Origin of the sequence: Acetobacterium paludosum (genome assembly GCF_008086595.1) — a bacterium.
Taxonomy (GTDB): domain Bacteria; phylum Bacillota; class Clostridia; order Eubacteriales; family Eubacteriaceae; genus Acetobacterium; species Acetobacterium paludosum.
In genome coordinates, this window is record NZ_RXYA01000006.1 from 201,491 (window position 1) to 219,411 (window position 17,921).

Below are 17,921 nucleotides of genomic sequence, written 5' to 3' on the forward strand. Positions count from 1 at the left end.
GCAATGATGGAATTAAGTAAAAAAACAATACATGAAATAAATGACCTCCTTGATAAAAAGGAAGTGACTGTCACCGAGGTCACTCAGTCGGTGGTTAATCGTATCGATGCGGTGGAAAATTCAACTGCGGCATACCTAAGTCTGCAGACTGAAGAAGCGTTGATTGCAGCCCGGGCGGTGGATGAAAAACTTCGAGAACGAAAGCGAAGAACCCCGTTGGAAGGGATCCCATACGGTCTTAAAGACAACATGTGTACCCAGGGGATTTTAACCACCTGCGCATCAAAAATGCTTTATAATTTCAATCCGCCATATAATGCCCACGTCTATGATCGCTTGATTGATGAAGGCGGGATCTTATTGGGAAAAACAAATATGGATGAATTTGCCATGGGGTCATCCACTGAAAACTCAGCGTATAAAATCACCCATAATCCCTGGGATTTAAATAAAGTGCCTGGCGGTTCCAGCGGTGGATCGGCTGTCGCCGTGGCGGCAGATACCGCATTTTATACGCTTGGTTCGGATACCGGGGGTTCCATCCGGCAACCAGCATCCTTTTGCGGTGTGGTCGGGATGAAACCAACCTATGGTCTTGTTTCCCGTTATGGTTTGGTGGCCTTTGCATCCTCTCTGGATCAGATTGGGCCGCTTACCAAAGATGTGGAAGACTGTGCTTTGGTTTTAAATGCCATTATCGGACACGACGCCAAAGATTCCACTTCACTTAAATTAGAAAAAAAAGACTATACGCAAAATCTTAAACAAGGCGTTAAGGGACTGAAAATTGGGGTTGCTCAAGCCTTCTTTGGCGAAGGTCTCCAACCAGAAGTCAGAAAGAGTCTCGAAGAAGCCATTGAAGTTTATAAAGCTTTAGGCGCTGAAATTGTCGATGTATCTTTCCAACATTTAGATTATGCTCTTTCGGCTTATTATATGATTTCGTCGGCTGAAGCTAGTTCCAATCTCGCCCGTTATGATGGAATCCGCTATGGTTACCGGGCAGAAGAATACGATGGCTTAGTGGATCTGTATAAAAAAACACGCAGCCAGGGCTTTGGAGATGAAGTTAAACGTCGGATTATGCTGGGAACTTATGCATTAAGCTCAGGATATTATGATGCATACTACAAAAAAGCCATGCAGGTGCGAACCTTAATTAAAGAAGATTTTGAACAGGTGTTTGGCGGATGCGATGTTCTTTTAACACCGACGGCACCTACCACGGCGTTTGGAATAGGTGAAAAAACCAGTAATCCATTGGAAATGTATCTTACCGATATTTATACGGTGCCGGTGAATATTGCCGGAATTCCAGGTATATCCATTCCATCCGGTTTGGATAATAGCGGTATGCCTATCGGTATGCAATTGTTGGGCCCGATACTGAGTGAAGAAAATTTATTAAAAGTGGCTTGGGCCTTTGAAAATGAAAAAGGCTTGAAAAATCTAAAAGCACCATTGGAAACGGAGGTCTAAACCATGGAATATGAAATGGTCATTGGGATGGAAATCCATGTCGAATTAGGCACAAAAACGAAAATATTTTGTTCCTGTCCAACCAAGTTTGGTCAGGAAGAAAACACCCATACCTGTCCAGTCTGTTTAGGAATGCCCGGGGTTTTGCCGGTATTAAATGAAAAGGTAGTCGAATATGCGACGAGAGCCGGATTGGCTTTAAATTGTGAAATTGCCCATTTTAGCAAGATGGATCGAAAAAACTATTTTTATCCAGACTTGCCAAAGGCCTATCAAACCTCGCAATTTGATTTACCGATCTGTACCGGTGGGGTCGTGGAAATTGAAGTGGACGGGGTAAAAAAAGATATCGGGATTACCCGGATACATATTGAAGAGGATGCCGGAAAATTGCTTCATGAATCGGCCGATGGAACATTGGTTGACGTGAACCGATGTGGCGTACCGCTCGTTGAAATTGTTACAGAACCGGATTTGCGCAGCGCCGAAGAAGCAAGAACTTTTGCTGAAAAAGTAAGAAATATTATGGAGTATACTGGGGTATCCGATTGTAAGATGCAGGAAGGGTCGATGCGTTTTGATGTCAATATTTCGATGAGAGAAAAGGGCGTGACCGTTTTGGGTACCCGTACCGAAATGAAAAATCTGAACTCCTTCCGGGCCTTAATTCGGGCGGTGCAATATGAAAGCAAACGACAGATTATTGAGCTGAAAAAGGGACATGAAATTGTTCAGGAAACCAGAAAATGGGACGATACCAAAGGGGTCTCTTCTTCCCTGCGAAGCAAGGAAGAAGCCCAGGATTATCGATATTTTCCAGAACCGGATTTGGTCCCCATTGTCATTGAAAAAGAATATATCGAAAAAATAAAACGTGAGTTGCCGGAACTGCCGGAAGCAAAAAAACAACGCTATATCGATGAATATAAACTGCCGGAGTACGATGCTGGCGTGTTGACAGCCACCGGTGTAACAGCTCGGTTCTTTGAAGAAGCAGTGCTATTGTATGACGAACCAAAACAAATTTCAAACTGGATAATGGTAGAAATCCCACCATTATTAAAAGAAAAAGAAATAACCATGGAAAACATTCCAATTGCTCCGGTTCAATTGGCAGAACTTTTAAAATTGGTTAAAGAGAATGTTATCAATGGAACCAGCGGAAAAGAAGTATTAAAAGAAATGTTTAATACCGGTAAAAATCCGGGTGAGATTGTAAAAGAAAAGGGTCTTGCTCAAATGAGTGATACGGCAGAACTGGAAGCAATTATCGAAAAAATTGTTGCCGATAATCCGAAATCGGTCGAAGATATCGGAACTGGAAATGAGAAAGCCTATGGATTCTTAACTGGAAAGGTTATGAAAGAAACAAAAGGCAAAGCAAATCCGCAAGTTGCCAATAAAATCATTCGAGAAGTGGTCGCTAAACACTTAGGATAACCACTATCATGTCCGATCTTCCTGTTATCATGGCTACGCCGGAGCGTGGACTTTAGCTTCAAGTATACCAATGGATAAACAGGAAACCGGACATAAAGGCATTTTGCTTTTAAATTTAAATCGACCCAAAAAGAAAAGGAAAAACATGGAAAATATAGATGAAATAGACAATAATGATTTGCGAATAGATGGACGAAAAAAGAATGAATTAAGACCTATGGCGGTTACCCGGAATTATATTAAGCATGCCCAGGGATCCGTACTTATTGAAGTGGGGGATACCAAGGTCATTTGTACAGCAATGATTGAAGAAAAAGTACCGCCGTTTTTAAAAGGTCATAAACAGGGTTGGGTTACCGCCGAATATGAAATGCTTCCAGGATCAACCAATACCCGAAAAAGCAGAGATCGGAATCGGGGAAAAATAGACGGACGAACCATGGAAATACAGCGATTGATTGGGAGAAGTCTGAGGTCGGTGATCGATCTGAGTAAACTTGGAGAGCGCACCCTTTGGATTGATTGCGATGTTATTCAGGCCGATGGAGGAACACGAACTGCTGCCATTACCGGTTCTTTTGTAGCACTGCATGATGCCTTGTCAAACATGGTTAATAAAGGCATGGTTAAAGAAATGCCGATTACCAATTTTGTTGCGGCCACCAGCGTGGGGATTCATCAGGGCGAACCGCTTGTGGATTTGTGTTACGAAGAAGATTCAAATGCCGAAGTGGATATGAATATGGTTATGACCGAAAAAGGCGAAATCATTGAAATACAGGGGACCGGCGAAGAACGACCATTTAGTAAACAAGAACTTGAAAAAATGTTGGCGCTTGGCGAAGAAAGCATTAAAAAAATCATTGACTTCCAGAAAGAAACATTATTGGGATAGTGGGTAAATAGAGATGAGAACAATACTATTAGCGACAGGAAATCAAAATAAGGCCAAAGAGATAAAAGCGATGCTTGGTGGCGCCTTTGAGGTTGTTACCATGAAGGATCTTGGAATCGACATCGAGATTATTGAGGATGGTCTGAGTTATAAAGAAAATGCACTCATCAAGGTTCGGGCGCTAAAACCTTATGTACAGGGAAAAGACATGATCATAATGGGTGATGACTCGGGATTATCGGTGGATATTTTAAATGGAGAGCCGGGAATTTATTCCGCGCGTTATGCCGGGGAAAATGTGACGTATGCAGATAACAATAAAAAATTGCTAAAAGTGATGGCAGAAGTTCCGAAAGAAAAACGTGGCGCAGCATTTATAACAGCCATTGCCATGATTCTTCCTGATGGCCGGGAATTGACTTGTCAAGGGCTGGTTCGAGGTATGATCGCCTTGGATTATTGCGGAGAAGAGGGATTTGGTTATGATCCGCTATTTATCCACGAAGAGACAGGCCGTTGTTTCGGAGAAATGACAAATGAAGAGAAAAACAAAATCAGCCATCGAGCAGTTGCCGTTGCAAAAGCAAAGGAATTATTATTGAATAATTAGAAGGGGAGAAAAAATGAAAGTTGGAGTGATGAGTGACAGCCATGGAAACTTTGAAGCTTTAGAAAAGGCATTAAACGAGATGGGTCAAGTGGATGTAATCATCCATCTGGGAGATTACGTTGAGGATGCCTTGCATTTACGAACCCTGACAAATATACCTATTCATATTCTCAAAGGAAATTTAGACTTCTATGCAAAGGAAGGCAGCATGGATTTAGAGACGATCCTAGGTGGTTTTAGATTCTTTGCTTGTCATGGACATAAATATGGTGTTAAAGGAGATTTAAACCGCCTATATCACGCAGGTATGGAAAGAAATGCCCAGGTTATTCTTTTTGGTCATACCCACCAAGCTTTTATAGAAGATGACGGTCAAACAGTGATTATGAATCCCGGATCGGTAGGCGCAGCCAGAATGGGAGATCCGGAAAGCTATGGTATTATAACGATAGAAAATGGAGAAATTGATGCCAGAATACTGCCTGTTTGGAGTTATAACCGCTGAACAGATAAATTATGAAGAAAACTAGATGCGAGCCATTTAGTAGACTTTTTGGGATAAGGCCGATCGTTCACTTAATCAAAAAGGCGGCCAGTTGATTGTTAAAGCGGTCAGTATTTATAAAAATCAAGATTAAAATAAAAAACATCTTGACAATAATTGTCATTTAAAGTATACTAACACTTGTCTTTAAGAGAGACAATGCGGGTGTAGCTCAGTGGTAGAGCCCTGGCCTTCCAAGCCAGTCGCGAGGGTCCGATTCCCTTCACCCGCTCCATTTTTTTTTTAGGATTGAGCGCCTGTAGCTCAGTAGGATAGAGCAACGGCCTTCTAAGCCGTGTGCCAAGGGTTCGAATCCCCTCAGGCGCACCATTTTATCAAAGTGTTTATATTGTGGTGGGTATAGTTCAGTCGGTTAGAGCGCCAGATTGTGATTCTGGAAATCGTGGGTTCGAGTCCCACTATCCACCCCATTTTATATCATGATTTGCTTAGGGGTATAGCCAAGTCGGTAAGGCACAAGATTTTGATTCTTGCATGCGTAGGTTCGAGTCCTGCTACCCCTGCCATTTTTACTTTTGACAAGTAGAGAACCCAAGGCTTCTAAAGATAAACAATAACTAAATATTCTATCTGACCCATTAGCTCAGTTGGTATAAGTAGAGAACCCAAATCTTTGATTTGGTGTGAATCACTTAGTTAGGCAAACAGTTGGATCACACAATCGTTTAAAGACATGCAATAATTTAATATTTTTATGACCCATTAGCTCAGTTGGTAGAGCATCTGACTTTTAATCAGGGTGTCGGGCGTTCAAGTCGCCCATGGGTCACCATTAAGAAAACATAACCGCAGAGATTGCGGTTTTTTTATTTTTTGATAGAATGTGGATTATGTAGTATAGTGTTGCTAATGGGTGTTTTTTAATGATGAAAGGGGTAATAAACAAACGAAAGTGTTTGTTTTGCAATGGCTTCAATGATGCCAAGGAGATACTATGATAAAAAAGGGAAGAATACAGAAACTAATTGGAGTAATCGGAATAATTCTGGTTGCCGTTATCATTGGAATGCTGACTTATCTGGGAGACTATTATCATGCTGATAAAACAGCTCATGATGCGCTCATCTCAGATTCACAAGTGACGGTTGAGGAAAAAGGAAATCTCATCATTTTTACGCCAACACAGGGACAAACGGATATTGGGTTTGTTTTTTACCCTGGTGGGAAAGTCGAGGTGAGTGCATATGCTCCTCTCATGCACTTGCTGGCGGAAAAAGGGATGACAACAGTAATTGTAAAAATGCCTTTTAATCTCGCGGTATTTAATATCAATGGTGCAGATGCGGCGATGGAAGCGCTGCCGGAAGTGTCAAAATGGATTATTGGCGGACATTCGCTGGGCGGTGCCATAGCATCGGATTATGCAGCTGAGAATGAAGAGAAGGTTTCCGGATTGGTACTCCTGGGAGCTTATCCCAATAAAGATTTATCGCAAACCAAGATAACGGTTTTAAGCCTATATGGAAGTGAAGATCACATTTTAAATCGAACGGCTTTTGAAGCGGCAAAAACAAAAATGCCTGCTGATACCACTTTTTATGAAATAATCGGTGGAAATCACGGGAATTTCGGAAATTATGGGGAACAAAAAGGTGATGGGGTATCGACAATTTCAGCAGCAGATCAGCAGTCCATCACTTGTGAAAGGATAGTAGAAAAGGAAATGGCTGAGATAAGAAAATAATAAGAAATTACTTTGGCCACAGATTCATTTATTTTGAAGAAAAAAGAGGAAAAACAATGAAAGTACTTGGTAATATTCTCTGGGTAATACTTGGTGGATTGATCATGGCTTTGGGCTGGATTTTGGCAGGCGTGATTTGCTGTATTACGATTATTGGCATCCCTTTGGGGATTCAGGCATTTAAAATGGCACAGCTGGTATTTTGGCCTTTTGGAAAAACAGTTGATTATTCAAAAATGGGGACCGGGTCGGTTCTTTTGAATATTCTCTGGCTGCTTATATTTGGATGGGGACTAGCTTTGGGCTCCGCTATTTTGGGCTTAGTTTATTGTATTACGATTATTGGCATTCCCTTTGGATTGCAATGGTTTAAATTTGCTAAGTTGGCATTACTTCCGTTTGGTGCAGAAATCATCGATACTAGATAACTGATAGGTATAATATGCTTGACAATAAAATAAAATCAAGACTATAATAAAGCAACAAGTTAGTATGAAACATAACGGAGCTTGTAGAAAAGTGATAATAGATTTATATTTATCTGTTAGATACTTTATCTAATCAAGCTCTTTTTCAAGTACCGTTATTTATCATTCGACGCCAGGATTGGAGAGGTTTACCAATCCGTTATGAGAAATACAATTTAATAACATACTTGAAATTGAGATAGTGTTTCAATCTTTATGATTAGGAGGGTGAGGAACATCAAAAGTAATAAGACGTCCCAACAACCCATCATTGAAATTAAAAACCTGGGAAAAACCTTTCATCCCAAAAGTGGTGAGGTAAAGGCATTGGAGGGGATTAACCTAACAGTGAACCAGGGAGATATTTTTGGAATTATTGGTATGAGCGGGGCAGGAAAAAGCACCTTGGTTCGTTGTATCAATCTTCTGGAAAAGCCGACTGACGGCAGTGTTTTCATTGATGGACAAGACATTTCAAAACTGACTGAAAAAGAACTGAGAACCGTACGCTATTCGGTGGGAATGATTTTTCAACAATTCAATTTATTGATGCAGAGAACTGCGGAAAGAAACATCCTTTTTCCCCTGGAAATTGCAGGAGTTGATAAGGAGACGGCAAAGAAAAGAACTGCGGAGCTTTTGGAACTGGTAGGGTTGCCGGATAAAGCAAAGGCCTATCCATCACAATTATCGGGCGGACAAAAACAGAGAATTGCGATTGCCAGAGCACTGGCAAATAATCCCAAAATTCTGCTGTGCGATGAAGCAACTTCAGCACTTGATCCATCAACAACGAAATCAATTCTGAGTCTACTAAAAGAAATCAATCAAAAAATGGGGATTACCATTGTCATCATTACCCATGAAATGAGTGTTGTTGAACAAATCTGTAATCACGTGGCAATCATTGACGAAAGCAAGATCGCTGAATATGGACCGGTGGAAGAAATTTTTAGAAATCCAAAAACCGAAATAGCAAAAAAAATGATCTTTTCTGAAGGTGATCAGGGATCGGTTGTCATGGGTAAGAATTGTTATCGACTTGTATTTGATGAGAATTCATCCAGTGATTCAGTTATGGCAAAAATGGTACTGGAAACAAAGTGTCTGGTAAAGATTGTTCATGCCGATATGAAAGATATTGACGGTGTTAGTTTTGGACAAATGGTTATCCAGTTACCGGAGGACGAGTTAACCGCATCTCGGGCAATCTACTACCTTCGTTCTCGCCAGATTGGCGTTGAGGAGGTGGAAATCGATGGATAGCTCAATGACGACATTAATTATTCAAGGAACTTTTGAAACACTTTACATGACCTTGGTTTCAACTCTTATTGCCTACATTATCGGATTGCCGGTGGGGGTGTTATTGGTGACCAGTGATTCAGAAGGAATTGTACCGATGAGACTGCTTAACAAGGTATTGGATATTATTGTAAATATTACCCGGTCAATTCCCTTTTTAATTCTCTTAATAGCAGTGATCCCGTTTACCCGATTTGTTGTCGGAACGAGCATTGGCTCTACGGCAACCATTGTTCCACTCGTTCTTGCGGCGGCGCCTTTCATCGCTCGTTTGGTGGAGTCTTCTATTAAAGAAGTGGACTATGGAATTATCGAGGCTTCTTTGTCTATGGGGGCTAGTCCGCTTCAAGTCGTGACAAAGGTCATGATTCCAGAAGCAAAGCCATCCTTGATTATCGGAGCGGCCATTGCAACAACGACCATTTTGGGTTATTCAGCCATGGCTGGAATCGTTGGCGGCGGTGGACTGGGAGATATTGCCATTCGTTTTGGGTACTATCGTTATGAAACTGGGGTAATGGTTGTTACGGTCATGCTGTTAGTTTTAATCGTTCAGATTTTTCAAGAATTTGGGATGAAAATTGCGCAAAAGCAGGATCATAGAAAATAGTAGCTTGTTTTTTAAAAAAAGAGGATTGACAACTGAAATTTGCTATGTTATATTACATATCAAACATGTAGGAATTATATGGAATTTGAGAGATCCCATATAGAAAGAAGAGGAGAGAAAAATGAAAAAGTTTGGTTCACTATTATTGATCAGTATTGTTGGGTTGGCATTGCTGACAGGTTGTGCAGCAAAAGGAACGGGAACTGATGATAAAACAATTGTTGTTGGCGCTAGTCCTACGCCTCATGCAGAGATTCTAAAAGTTGCCGGAGAGGTATTGGCAGATGAAGGATATACTTTGCAAATTAAAGAATTTACGGATTATGTTCAACCTAACTTAACACTGCAAAGTGGAGAGTTGGATGCTAACTATTTCCAACATCTTCCATATTTAGAAGATTTTAATACTAAAAACAATACAAAGCTTGTAAGTGCAGGTGCCATTCATTATGAACCATTGGGTTTGTATCCGGGAAAAACAAAAACACTTGATGCAATTGCGGATGGTTCAACCATAGCGATTCCAAATGATACCACCAATGAAGCGCGTGCTTTGTTACTGCTTCAAACAATTGGTTTAATTAAAGTTAATCCTAGTGCTGGACTCGAGGCAACACCTAAGGATGTCATTGAAAATCCGAAAAATATTCAATTTGCAGAATTGGAAGCGGCACAACTGGGACGATCACTTCAGGATGTGGATTTAGCGGTTATTAACGGAAATTACGCGATTGAAGCCGGATTGAATGTCAGTACAGATGCGATTGCGAAAGAAGAAAAAGACTCCCTGGCGGCCCAAACCTATGCAAACATCGTGGCTGTTCGAGCTGGTGATGAGAATAGTGCTAAAACCGTGGCATTGATCAAGGCACTTAAAAGTGACAAAGTTAAAGCTTACATAGAAGATACCTATAAAGGTGCAGTTGTACCTATTTTCTAGTAAAAATCAATAAAGGAATATGATAATTAAGGCCAGTTATTTGTCGCTGTGTTTGGAAAAACACAGACAGAACGAATAGCTGGCTTTAAATTTATATTATGATTTATAACTGGTACGGTACAAGGAGGTAACAATCTGAAGGTTTGCGTTTTCGCTTTAGGGGTTCTGAAGGGTATTTGGGTCATTTTCGCTGCCAGCGTTGGGATCAGTTGGATTGTCGTTCCAGCCCATGATTTTAATCAATCGTATTTCTGGATAGCCGTAGGCACTGGCGGGATAGTTTATTCGGTCGGTAGTATTTGAATTAATGAGATAATCTAACATATTACCATTCTCATCGGTAATGACATCAGTAATAATAACCGAATGATGCCATTCCTGATTATAACCATATTGTAGAATATCGCCGATCGATCCACTAAAAACATTATCATCAACAATGGCTGCAAGTCCATATCCTGTGTTTTCGTTGGCATAGGTGTAAAATTCATCAACACCTGCCCATGCGGGACTTCTGCCCGAATCCGTTTCTTCTAAATTAATGGAATCATCATACCATTTCCATTGAGTGTACGCATCTCCAAAATAATCCATGGGGATTCCTCCAGCGTGGAGACACTGGGAAATATAGTTGTTGCAATTTCCGTCGTATTGGTCGTATATACCGTATTCATCAGTATTGCGGATAACCCCTTGGGAATTAACCCAGGTCATGGCATAGCTAACGGCTGATTTGGCGTCATAGGGATTTTTAGAATTGGATTCTCGAGTTTTCTGTTCGCTGACATTATATGCTTTTTTATCTAAGGATAAGTCTTTCACAACAGATGTGGCTTGATTTAGAAGAGCTGCGGGGGCTTCCTTTAAATTGCCGGAATTATCGGTAATTGTTTTCTCAATCATTGAAAAGTAGTCTTCTTCTTGATGATGTTCAACAATTACGTAACCATTGTCATCTTTTTTTAAATAAAAGGTATGTTTTATCCCGCTGCTTGATGAGTCGATATTGGGAATAAAAGCAAAATTCACAGTTCGATCTTCCATTACGACCACTTCAAGCTCATCTCCGGTATCGTTGATTTCAGATATCTTTAAGCCGCATTCATAATTAGTCATGCGCAAATCATCGGTTTGAGCAAGTCTTAAATTAATGAGATAGTCGAGGGTATTTTGGTTGATCCAGGCATTTTCACTGGATGGATCAAGAAAAAGGGTGGTAATGTCAGTAGTTTTTAAATCTGCGGTTGCAGCGTAGGTCGTTTCAAAATATTTGGAAATCGGAGCTATTATTTCAGGTTCAAGCATATCTTCCCCGCTACGGATTTTCACCACCCGAACGTAATCACTTGAGGTAATGCCATTGATGCTGGCAGAGATTCTTTTGAAATCAGGGGAATTCATAAAATTCTTAGCAAAAATAAGTCCAACAGCGACAAAGACTATCAGGAGTAGACTTATTAAATATTTTTTTTTCATCAATTCAGAACCTTTCACTGGTTTGGAGTTATTTAGGTCATTTATATATGTTTTTCTTTGTGAAATAAACAAAAATCGTATAAATTACTTGAACTGTTCATTTAGTTGATAAGATCTAAAATATCTTGCTGATTTTTCAGATCGTTATCAATTGAACTTTGTATTCTATCATATAAAAGCTGTTATAAATATTTTTTAAATATTTATATTTTTAGACAAAATTGAAACGGACCGGAGACCTGCACTTGTTGAGTGGAATATAGCGGTTAAGGTTGCAGTGGATAAACGAGCAAATCAGGTGTGATTTAAAACAATATGGTCACTGCAATATTCAGAAAATTATCGATTCCACACGATAATGATTGTGTTATAATATAGTTCATAAATATTAATATTGACAGAGGAGATAAAAATGAGTTTGTTAAATGAAACATTAGAAAAAATTCAGCCCCTAAACGAAGAAATTATGAAAAAATCAAAAGTTCGGGTTGATGATCTGTTAAAACCAGTAGGCAGTTTAGGTGTGCTGGAAGAAATTGCAGTACAATTATCAGGAATTTCAGATGAAATGTTCCCTGATGTCAGCAAAAAAGCAATGCTCGTTTTCTGCGGCGATCATGGTGTTTTTGAAGAAGGGGTTGCGGCGGCACCACAAGAAGTTACTGATTTAATGGCCCAAATGGTCGTTGCCGGGAAGAGCGGAGTTGCAGTACTTTGCAAACAAGCCGGAGCCGATGTTTTTGTCTGTGATGTCGGGATGATTTCTGAAATTGATCCAAAATCAAAAATTTTGGATAAAAAAATAAGAAAAGGAACATCGAATATGCGAAAGGGTCCGGCAATGACTCGTGATGAAGCAATAGCATCTCTTGAGGCTGGAATTGATGTGGCTGGAAGAGCGATTAAAAATGGATATAATATCCTGGGAACTGGCGAAGTAGGGATTTCTAATACCACTCCAAGTGCAGCAATTTTTTCCGCTTTTAGTGGTGTTGATCCAGGCGAACTTGTTGGCGCTGGCGCAAACTTATCTGAAGAAAAAATGGTTAACAAAGCCCAGGTAATAAGAGATGCAATTACCCTGAATAAACCGGATAAAAATGATGCGATTGATGTATTGGCAAAAGTCGGCGGATTTGAGATTGGCGCTATGGCAGGAGCGATGCTTGCGGGTGCTTCATATAAGGTCCCGGTTCTTATTGATGGCTTTATTTCAACAGCTGCTGCGGCCATAGCGATTGCGCTGAAACCAGAAGTAAAAGGTTATCTCATTTGTTCTCATGCGTCAGCAGAAAGAGGAGCAGCTTTCGGTTCGGAATTTATTGGAGCTAAACCTTTCTTGAATATGGGCATGCGCTTGGGTGAAGGAAGCGGAGCGGCTATCGCTTTTAATATTGTTGAAGCTGCTTTATATATGAATCGTGAAATGGCAACTTATAGCGATGTCGGTTTGGGTGTTGTTTAAGGATCAAAAATATCTTGACAATATTTTGAGATTAGGAATATAATGGATCATATATAAAAAAACTGTGAGTGAGGAAAGTAATCTTCGTTAGAGCCTGCAGAGAGTCGGTAATGGTGAGAACCGATGGCGATAAGGATGATGAAGTTCCCTCAGGAGTTGTTTTACTGAATAGGATTGAAGCAGATAATCGTTATTAGGTAGAATCGGTAGATCCTTATCGTTATCAAAAGGAAGAACATAAACTGCTGTTGTGGGAGTGTTCTTAAGTAAGTGGATTATTATGTAATCAAATTAGGTGGTACCGCGAGTAAGACTCGTCCTTTATATAAAGGACGGGTCTTTTATAGTATATGGGAAAGCACTTCCCTGGCGACTAATCCTGGACCATCATGAACGAGGGATTACATAGCGTCTATGGTTTTAAAGAAGACACCATTAGTAAATGATATAATTAAGAAAATTCAGGAGGAAAACAATGTATTGGAATAAGAGCTGTGAATGTATGCCAAGAGAAAAATTGCAGGAACTGCAATTAGAGCGGTTAAAAGAAATGGTCAATCGAATCTATCATGATGTTCCATTTTATCGAAACAAATTTCAGGAAGCCGGCTTAGTTCCAGAAGATGTTCAAGAGCTTTCGGATTTGCAAAAGTTGCCCTTTACAACTAAGGTGGATTTGAGAGATAATTATCCATATGGATTGTTTGCCGTGCCATTGGAAAAAATTGTGAGAATCCATGCATCTTCCGGAACAACCGGCAAACCAACGGTTGTTGGTTACACCCGAAAAGATATTACCATCTGGGCTGAGATAATGGCACGCTCGTTGGTGGCAGCCGGAGCAGATTCTCACTCAGTGGTGCAAAATGCTTATGGATACGGATTATTTACCGGAGGACTGGGAGTTCATTATGGCGCTGAAATGTTGGGCGCTTCAATTATTCCGATTTCCGGTGGGAATACGGACAAACAAATTATGATTATGAAGGATTTCGGGACAACCGTATTGACATGTACACCATCCTATGCCATCTATTTGGGAGATGCTCTCAAAAAAAAGGGAATCGATCCAGAATCTTTAAAACTTAAAGTTGGTGTTTTTGGGGCAGAACCCTGGTCAGACAGTATGAGAAAAGAGATCGAAAAGAAATTAAAAATTAAAGCTCACGATATCTATGGATTATCAGAAATTATGGGACCAAGTGTTGCCATTGAATGTGAAGCCCAGGATGGGCTGCATATTTGGGAAGATCATTTTATTCCGGAGATCATTGATCCGGTCACTTTAAAAGTGCTTCCTTACGGTGAGCAGGGAGAACTGGTAATCACAACCATTACAAAAGAAGGAATTCCACTTTTACGTTACCAAACCCATGATATTACTTCGATTAATCCAGAACCATGTGGATGTGGACGAACTCATTTAAGAATTAATCGATTGCAGGGAAGAACGGATGATATGTTAATCATTCGAGGGGTAAATGTATTCCCAACCCAAATTGAAAGTGTTCTTTTAGAACTTGGAGAAGTCGAACCCCATTATCAGCTGATCGTCAGAAGAGAAGGATCTTTGGATACGCTCGAAATCAAGGTTGAACTCAGTGAAGAAATGTTTTCGGATAAAATCAGCAATCTTGAAAAACTTGAAAAACGGATTGCCCTGCGAATTCATTCAACGATTGGTATTAATGCAAAAATTGCCCTTGTTGAGCCGGGAAGCCTTCCCAGGGCTGAGGGCGGAAAAAGCCAACGGGTTCTGGATTTAAGAAAAATTTAGGAGGAGAAAAAATGATACGACAAGTTTCAATTTTTATGGAAAATCATGAAGGTCGTTTGAATAAGATGCTTAAAATTCTGGCGGAAAATGACATTAATATTCGTTCCCTGAATATTGCGGAAACGATGGATTATGGGATCATTCGTTTAATTTTGCAGGAGACAGAAAAAGGAATTGAAGTGCTGAAAAAGAATAATATCCGATGTACATTGACCTCTGTTTTAGCCGCTGAAGTTCCTGATCAGCCAGGCGGATTAAGTAACCTGGTGGATGCGCTAACTCAGGCAAAAATAAACATTGTGTATGCCTATTCTTTTCTGCCAAAAAAAACAGATAATGCGATTATTATCATGCGCGTTGACGATGAGGTTCAGCAAAAAGCCATTGAAACCCTTGAGAAGATTTCAACTGTCAATTTGTTAGACGCCGAAACATTATTAATGAAATAAAAAAATATGGAAGCTTAAAGCTAAAACATTCTAAAACTATATATTGACATTTGCCGTAACTTTTCGTATTATGAAAGATATGAATTAAAATTAAATGCATATAATATAAGAATTAATTGTTTTAAGAAAGGTAAATTATGGCAAAGTCAAAAAAAGGAACACAAACTAAACAAAATATTATCAATACCGCAAAAATTCTATTTTACGAGAATGGATATAATAAAACAGGGATACAAGATATTGCAGATCGTGCCACCGTTAAACTGGGAACCATCACTTACTATTATAAAAAGAAGGATGAAATGATCTCAGACATCTACAATGTTTTCTTTCTGGCATTATACGAATATGTTTCTTCTGTTTCCGGCAATCTCAATCTTTATACCAAGTATTGCTATTCCCTGATATTGTATTACGAAGCAATTCTAAATGATGAACATAATAAAACTCTTTATTATGAAGTGCTGGTTAAAAATGTCAATCCGAATGGAAGGACAAACATCACCAAAACCATGAATCGATCTTGCCTGGATTTTTTAAACAAAAACTACATTGAAGCAGATTTAGAAATTATTGCACGATCAGAATATGGGGCAAGAAAAGAACTGTTCATTGATTTCTATGAAAAGGAAATTAAGTTTACAAGCAGGGCAATGGTCTATTTCTTTGTGAGAAATTTATTTAGATTAATGAATCTTGATGGAGAAATGATAGAGAATACGATCCAACAGGGTTTGGATTTTTCCAACAAAAACAAGCCAGTAGATATTAAATTTTTGATTTGATACTATTAAAATTTTAGAAGAAAGATAGTGAACATTAGTTTGCTATCTTTTTTTATTTGCGCAAAATATCTTGATGAGATAACGCTTATAAGGAGATCAGGAAGCTAATTAAATAAAAGGTGCATAAATTAATTAAAAATTATTTGCTAACTAAAAAAAATTGGGGTAATAAGTAAATAAAATGATATAAATCAAAAAAAAGTGTAAAGATATACAATGTGACCATAAATGGAATAATATGAATAATAATGATTGACAATGGAATAATATGCTGATATCATTCAATTAAAAGAGGTGAGTAGATGCTTATTGAAGAACGTTTTACTAAAATATTAGAATTGATTGAAAAAAAAGGAGCCGTGACCGTTTCGGAGTTATCGAAAACACTGGCAATATCCGAGTCGACCATTCGAAGGGATTTAACAACGCTAAATAAGAGTAAAAAATTAAATAAAGTTCATGGGGGTGCCACGCGCATCAATGGGAGCTTTACATCAATAGATTTTGACATTCAATTTAGAGGAGATCATTATAAAGAGGAAAAACAACAGATTGGGAAGTTTAGTGCAGGTCTTATTGAAAATAACGACTTTGTATACATTGATGCGGGCACCACAACTGAGGCGATGGTTGATTACATAAAAGAATTAGGGGCTGTTTATGTCACTAACGGAATGGTCATTGCAAAGAAACTTGTGAAAAAAGGTTGCCGAACAATTATCCTTGGCGGTGAAATCAAACCAATTACAGAAGCTGTAGTTGGCGGTGAAGTGTTGAAATGTCTGACGAAATATCACTTTTCAAAAGGTTTCTTTGGAACTAACGGAGTGGATATTGTTGCTGGGTTTAGTACGCCGGATCCAACGGAGGCTCAGGTAAAACGTGAAGCTTTTAACCGATGTAAAGTAGCCTATGTTTTAGCTGATTCGACAAAGTTTAATATTACTGCACCGGTTAGCTTTGGAAATTTGCAGGACGGGGAAATCGTTACGACAAAGCTCACGAGTGCGATCTATAAAAAATACACAAAAATATGGGAGGTGGATAATACGTGATTTTTACAGTAACATTCAACCCATCCTTAGATTATATTATTGGGTTGGATACATTTCAAGAGGGTGCGGTTAACCGGAGTCAGTGGGAACATATTTTTCCGGGAGGAAAAGGTATTAATGTTTCCATGGTACTTAAAAACTTGGGGGTCAGAAATGTTGCACTGGGATTCTTGGGTGGGTTTACCGGAAAAGAAATTCAGCGGATGGTCAATGATTTTGGATGCTACACCGATTTTGTAAAAATAAAATCAGGAATTTCAAGAATTAATGTAAAAATAAAATCGGACAAAGAAAGCGAAATTAACGGACAAGGCCCGAGTATTACAAAAAAAGAAATTAAGGAGCTTTTTGAAAAATTAGATCTGATAAAAAGTCAGGATATCCTGGTGCTGGCAGGCAGTATTCCAGGGACTCTGCCAGAAAATACATATGAAAATATTATGAAGCACCTGGAAGACAGAAAAATTAAAATTGTGGTCGATGCGACCGGAGAACTGCTGCTAAAGGTAGTTAAGTACAAACCATTTTTAATTAAACCCAATAAACAGGAATTGAGTGAAATTTTTGGAGTGACGGTAAAAAATCGTGAAGATGTCATTTTATATGCCAAACGACTTCAGGAAATAGGTGCGAAAAACGTCTTGGTTTCAATGGCTGGCGAAGGCGCTATTCTTATCGATGAAAACGATAATATCCATGAAATGAAGGCACCAACGGGTTTGGTTAAAAATTCTGTTGGGGCAGGAGATTCAATGGTGGCAGGTTTTATTGCCGGATATTTACTAAACAACGATTTTGAAGAAGCATTTCGAATGGGAGTTGCGACAGGAAGCGCCTCAGCATTTTCAGAAAACTTAGCAACTCAAACGGAAGTGTTAGAGTTGCTTAGCATATTACCGAAGAAAGAAAAATAAGGAGG

The 17,921-nt window shown here is 39.3% G+C and carries 17 protein-coding genes, 5 tRNA genes and 1 other annotated feature; of the genes, 21 read left to right on the plus strand and 1 reads right to left on the minus strand.

Annotation, left to right across the window (positions count from 1 at the left end):
• Positions 1–6: 6 nt before the first annotated feature.
• The 15 genes from gatA (at position 7) to FZC41_RS08390 (ending at position 9,995) form a co-directional block, all read left to right on the plus strand.
• The gene (gene gatA / locus FZC41_RS08320; RefSeq protein WP_148566942.1) at positions 7–1,479 is read left to right on the plus strand and encodes an Asp-tRNA(Asn)/Glu-tRNA(Gln) amidotransferase subunit GatA; all 1,473 of its coding nucleotides are present in this window, start codon (positions 7–9) and stop codon (positions 1,477–1,479) included.
• A 3-nt stretch (positions 1,480–1,482) separates the two neighbouring features.
• Positions 1,483–2,919 carry an Asp-tRNA(Asn)/Glu-tRNA(Gln) amidotransferase subunit GatB gene (gatB, locus tag FZC41_RS08325; protein ID WP_148566943.1) on the plus strand — a complete coding sequence of 479 codons (1,437 nt, stop codon included), beginning with the start codon at positions 1,483–1,485 and terminating at the stop codon, positions 2,917–2,919.
• Positions 2,920–3,097: 178 nt separating this feature from the next.
• Positions 3,098–3,814, plus strand: coding sequence for a ribonuclease PH (rph, locus tag FZC41_RS08330; protein WP_148566973.1), 717 nt, complete (start codon positions 3,098–3,100; stop codon positions 3,812–3,814).
• Positions 3,815–3,827: 13 nt separating this feature from the next.
• Complete coding sequence (gene rdgB, locus FZC41_RS08335; RefSeq protein ID WP_148566944.1) at positions 3,828–4,424, plus strand: RdgB/HAM1 family non-canonical purine NTP pyrophosphatase; 597 nt, start codon at positions 3,828–3,830, stop codon at positions 4,422–4,424.
• A gap of 13 nt (positions 4,425–4,437) precedes the next feature.
• Complete coding sequence (locus tag FZC41_RS08340) at positions 4,438–4,929, plus strand: metallophosphoesterase family protein (protein ID WP_148566945.1); 492 nt, start codon at positions 4,438–4,440, stop codon at positions 4,927–4,929.
• Between the two features lie 200 nt (positions 4,930–5,129).
• Positions 5,130–5,203: transfer RNA gene (locus FZC41_RS08345), tRNA-Gly, on the plus strand.
• Positions 5,204–5,221: 18 nt separating this feature from the next.
• A tRNA-Arg gene (locus tag FZC41_RS08350) sits at positions 5,222–5,298 on the plus strand.
• A gap of 24 nt (positions 5,299–5,322) precedes the next feature.
• A tRNA-His gene (locus FZC41_RS08355) sits at positions 5,323–5,399 on the plus strand.
• Positions 5,400–5,419: 20 nt separating this feature from the next.
• Positions 5,420–5,495, plus strand: a tRNA-Gln gene (locus tag FZC41_RS08360).
• A gap of 190 nt (positions 5,496–5,685) precedes the next feature.
• A tRNA-Lys gene (locus tag FZC41_RS08365) sits at positions 5,686–5,761 on the plus strand.
• 162 nt (positions 5,762–5,923) lie between these two features.
• Positions 5,924–6,673, plus strand: coding sequence for an alpha/beta fold hydrolase (locus FZC41_RS08370; protein ID WP_148566946.1), 750 nt, complete (start codon positions 5,924–5,926; stop codon positions 6,671–6,673).
• Positions 6,674–6,729: 56 nt separating this feature from the next.
• Entirely contained in the window at positions 6,730–7,101 is a 372-nt protein-coding gene (locus FZC41_RS08375) for a YccF domain-containing protein (protein ID WP_148566947.1), read from the plus strand.
• 255 nt (positions 7,102–7,356) lie between these two features.
• On the plus strand, positions 7,357–8,406 hold the full coding sequence (locus FZC41_RS08380) for an ATP-binding cassette domain-containing protein (RefSeq protein ID WP_148566948.1): 1,050 nt from the start codon (positions 7,357–7,359) through the stop codon (positions 8,404–8,406).
• Positions 8,399–9,055, plus strand: coding sequence for a methionine ABC transporter permease (locus FZC41_RS08385; RefSeq protein WP_148566949.1), 657 nt, complete (start codon positions 8,399–8,401; stop codon positions 9,053–9,055). Before FZC41_RS08380 ends, FZC41_RS08385 begins: the two co-directional genes overlap by 8 nt.
• Before the next feature lie 121 nt (positions 9,056–9,176).
• Positions 9,177–9,995, plus strand: coding sequence for a MetQ/NlpA family ABC transporter substrate-binding protein (locus FZC41_RS08390; protein ID WP_148566950.1), 819 nt, complete (start codon positions 9,177–9,179; stop codon positions 9,993–9,995).
• 156 nt (positions 9,996–10,151) lie between these two features.
• Here FZC41_RS08390 and FZC41_RS08395 read toward each other — a convergent pair whose 3' ends face one another.
• Positions 10,152–11,471 (minus strand): amidase domain-containing protein, encoded by a 1,320-nt coding sequence (locus FZC41_RS08395; RefSeq protein ID WP_243136678.1) that lies wholly within the window; start codon positions 11,469–11,471, stop codon positions 10,152–10,154.
• A gap of 412 nt (positions 11,472–11,883) precedes the next feature.
• Here FZC41_RS08395 and cobT point away from each other — a divergent pair, with 412 nt between their 5' ends.
• From cobT to pfkB, 6 genes are all read left to right on the plus strand, one after another.
• Entirely contained in the window at positions 11,884–12,936 is a 1,053-nt protein-coding gene (gene cobT, locus FZC41_RS08400) for a nicotinate-nucleotide--dimethylbenzimidazole phosphoribosyltransferase (protein ID WP_148566952.1), read from the plus strand.
• A gap of 55 nt (positions 12,937–12,991) precedes the next feature.
• Positions 12,992–13,261: a binding site (T-box leader), on the plus strand.
• Positions 13,262–13,411: 150 nt separating this feature from the next.
• The gene (locus FZC41_RS08405; protein ID WP_148566953.1) at positions 13,412–14,713 is read left to right on the plus strand and encodes a phenylacetate--CoA ligase family protein; all 1,302 of its coding nucleotides are present in this window, start codon (positions 13,412–13,414) and stop codon (positions 14,711–14,713) included.
• A gap of 11 nt (positions 14,714–14,724) precedes the next feature.
• A complete protein-coding gene (locus FZC41_RS08410; RefSeq protein ID WP_148566954.1) occupies positions 14,725–15,162 on the plus strand; it encodes an ACT domain-containing protein in 438 nt (145 codons plus the stop codon).
• Positions 15,163–15,299: 137 nt separating this feature from the next.
• On the plus strand, positions 15,300–15,947 hold the full coding sequence (locus tag FZC41_RS08415) for a TetR/AcrR family transcriptional regulator (RefSeq protein WP_148566955.1): 648 nt from the start codon (positions 15,300–15,302) through the stop codon (positions 15,945–15,947).
• Positions 15,948–16,249: 302 nt separating this feature from the next.
• The gene (locus FZC41_RS08420) at positions 16,250–17,002 is read left to right on the plus strand and encodes a DeoR/GlpR family DNA-binding transcription regulator (protein WP_148566956.1); all 753 of its coding nucleotides are present in this window, start codon (positions 16,250–16,252) and stop codon (positions 17,000–17,002) included.
• Complete coding sequence (pfkB, locus tag FZC41_RS08425; RefSeq protein ID WP_148566957.1) at positions 16,999–17,916, plus strand: 1-phosphofructokinase; 918 nt, start codon at positions 16,999–17,001, stop codon at positions 17,914–17,916. Before FZC41_RS08420 ends, pfkB begins: the two co-directional genes overlap by 4 nt.
• Positions 17,917–17,921 lie beyond the last annotated feature (5 nt).

Coding starts and splice junctions, on each gene's coding strand:
- gatA (WP_148566942.1), top strand. CDS start 7: ATGGAATTAAGTAAAAAAACAATACATGAAATAAATGACCTCCTTGAT.
- gatB (WP_148566943.1), top strand. CDS start 1,483: ATGGAATATGAAATGGTCATTGGGATGGAAATCCATGTCGAATTAGGC.
- rdgB (WP_148566944.1), top strand. CDS start 3,828: ATGAGAACAATACTATTAGCGACAGGAAATCAAAATAAGGCCAAAGAG.
- FZC41_RS08340 (WP_148566945.1), top strand. CDS start 4,438: ATGAAAGTTGGAGTGATGAGTGACAGCCATGGAAACTTTGAAGCTTTA.
- FZC41_RS08370 (WP_148566946.1), top strand. CDS start 5,924: ATGATAAAAAAGGGAAGAATACAGAAACTAATTGGAGTAATCGGAATA.
- FZC41_RS08375 (WP_148566947.1), top strand. CDS start 6,730: ATGAAAGTACTTGGTAATATTCTCTGGGTAATACTTGGTGGATTGATC.
- FZC41_RS08380 (WP_148566948.1), top strand. CDS start 7,357: ATGATTAGGAGGGTGAGGAACATCAAAAGTAATAAGACGTCCCAACAA.
- FZC41_RS08385 (WP_148566949.1), top strand. CDS start 8,399: ATGGATAGCTCAATGACGACATTAATTATTCAAGGAACTTTTGAAACA.
- FZC41_RS08390 (WP_148566950.1), top strand. CDS start 9,177: ATGAAAAAGTTTGGTTCACTATTATTGATCAGTATTGTTGGGTTGGCA.
- FZC41_RS08395 (WP_243136678.1), bottom strand. CDS start 11,471: ATGAAAAAAAAATATTTAATAAGTCTACTCCTGATAGTCTTTGTCGCT.
- cobT (WP_148566952.1), top strand. CDS start 11,884: ATGAGTTTGTTAAATGAAACATTAGAAAAAATTCAGCCCCTAAACGAA.
- FZC41_RS08405 (WP_148566953.1), top strand. CDS start 13,412: ATGTATTGGAATAAGAGCTGTGAATGTATGCCAAGAGAAAAATTGCAG.
- FZC41_RS08410 (WP_148566954.1), top strand. CDS start 14,725: ATGATACGACAAGTTTCAATTTTTATGGAAAATCATGAAGGTCGTTTG.
- FZC41_RS08415 (WP_148566955.1), top strand. CDS start 15,300: ATGGCAAAGTCAAAAAAAGGAACACAAACTAAACAAAATATTATCAAT.
- FZC41_RS08420 (WP_148566956.1), top strand. CDS start 16,250: ATGCTTATTGAAGAACGTTTTACTAAAATATTAGAATTGATTGAAAAA.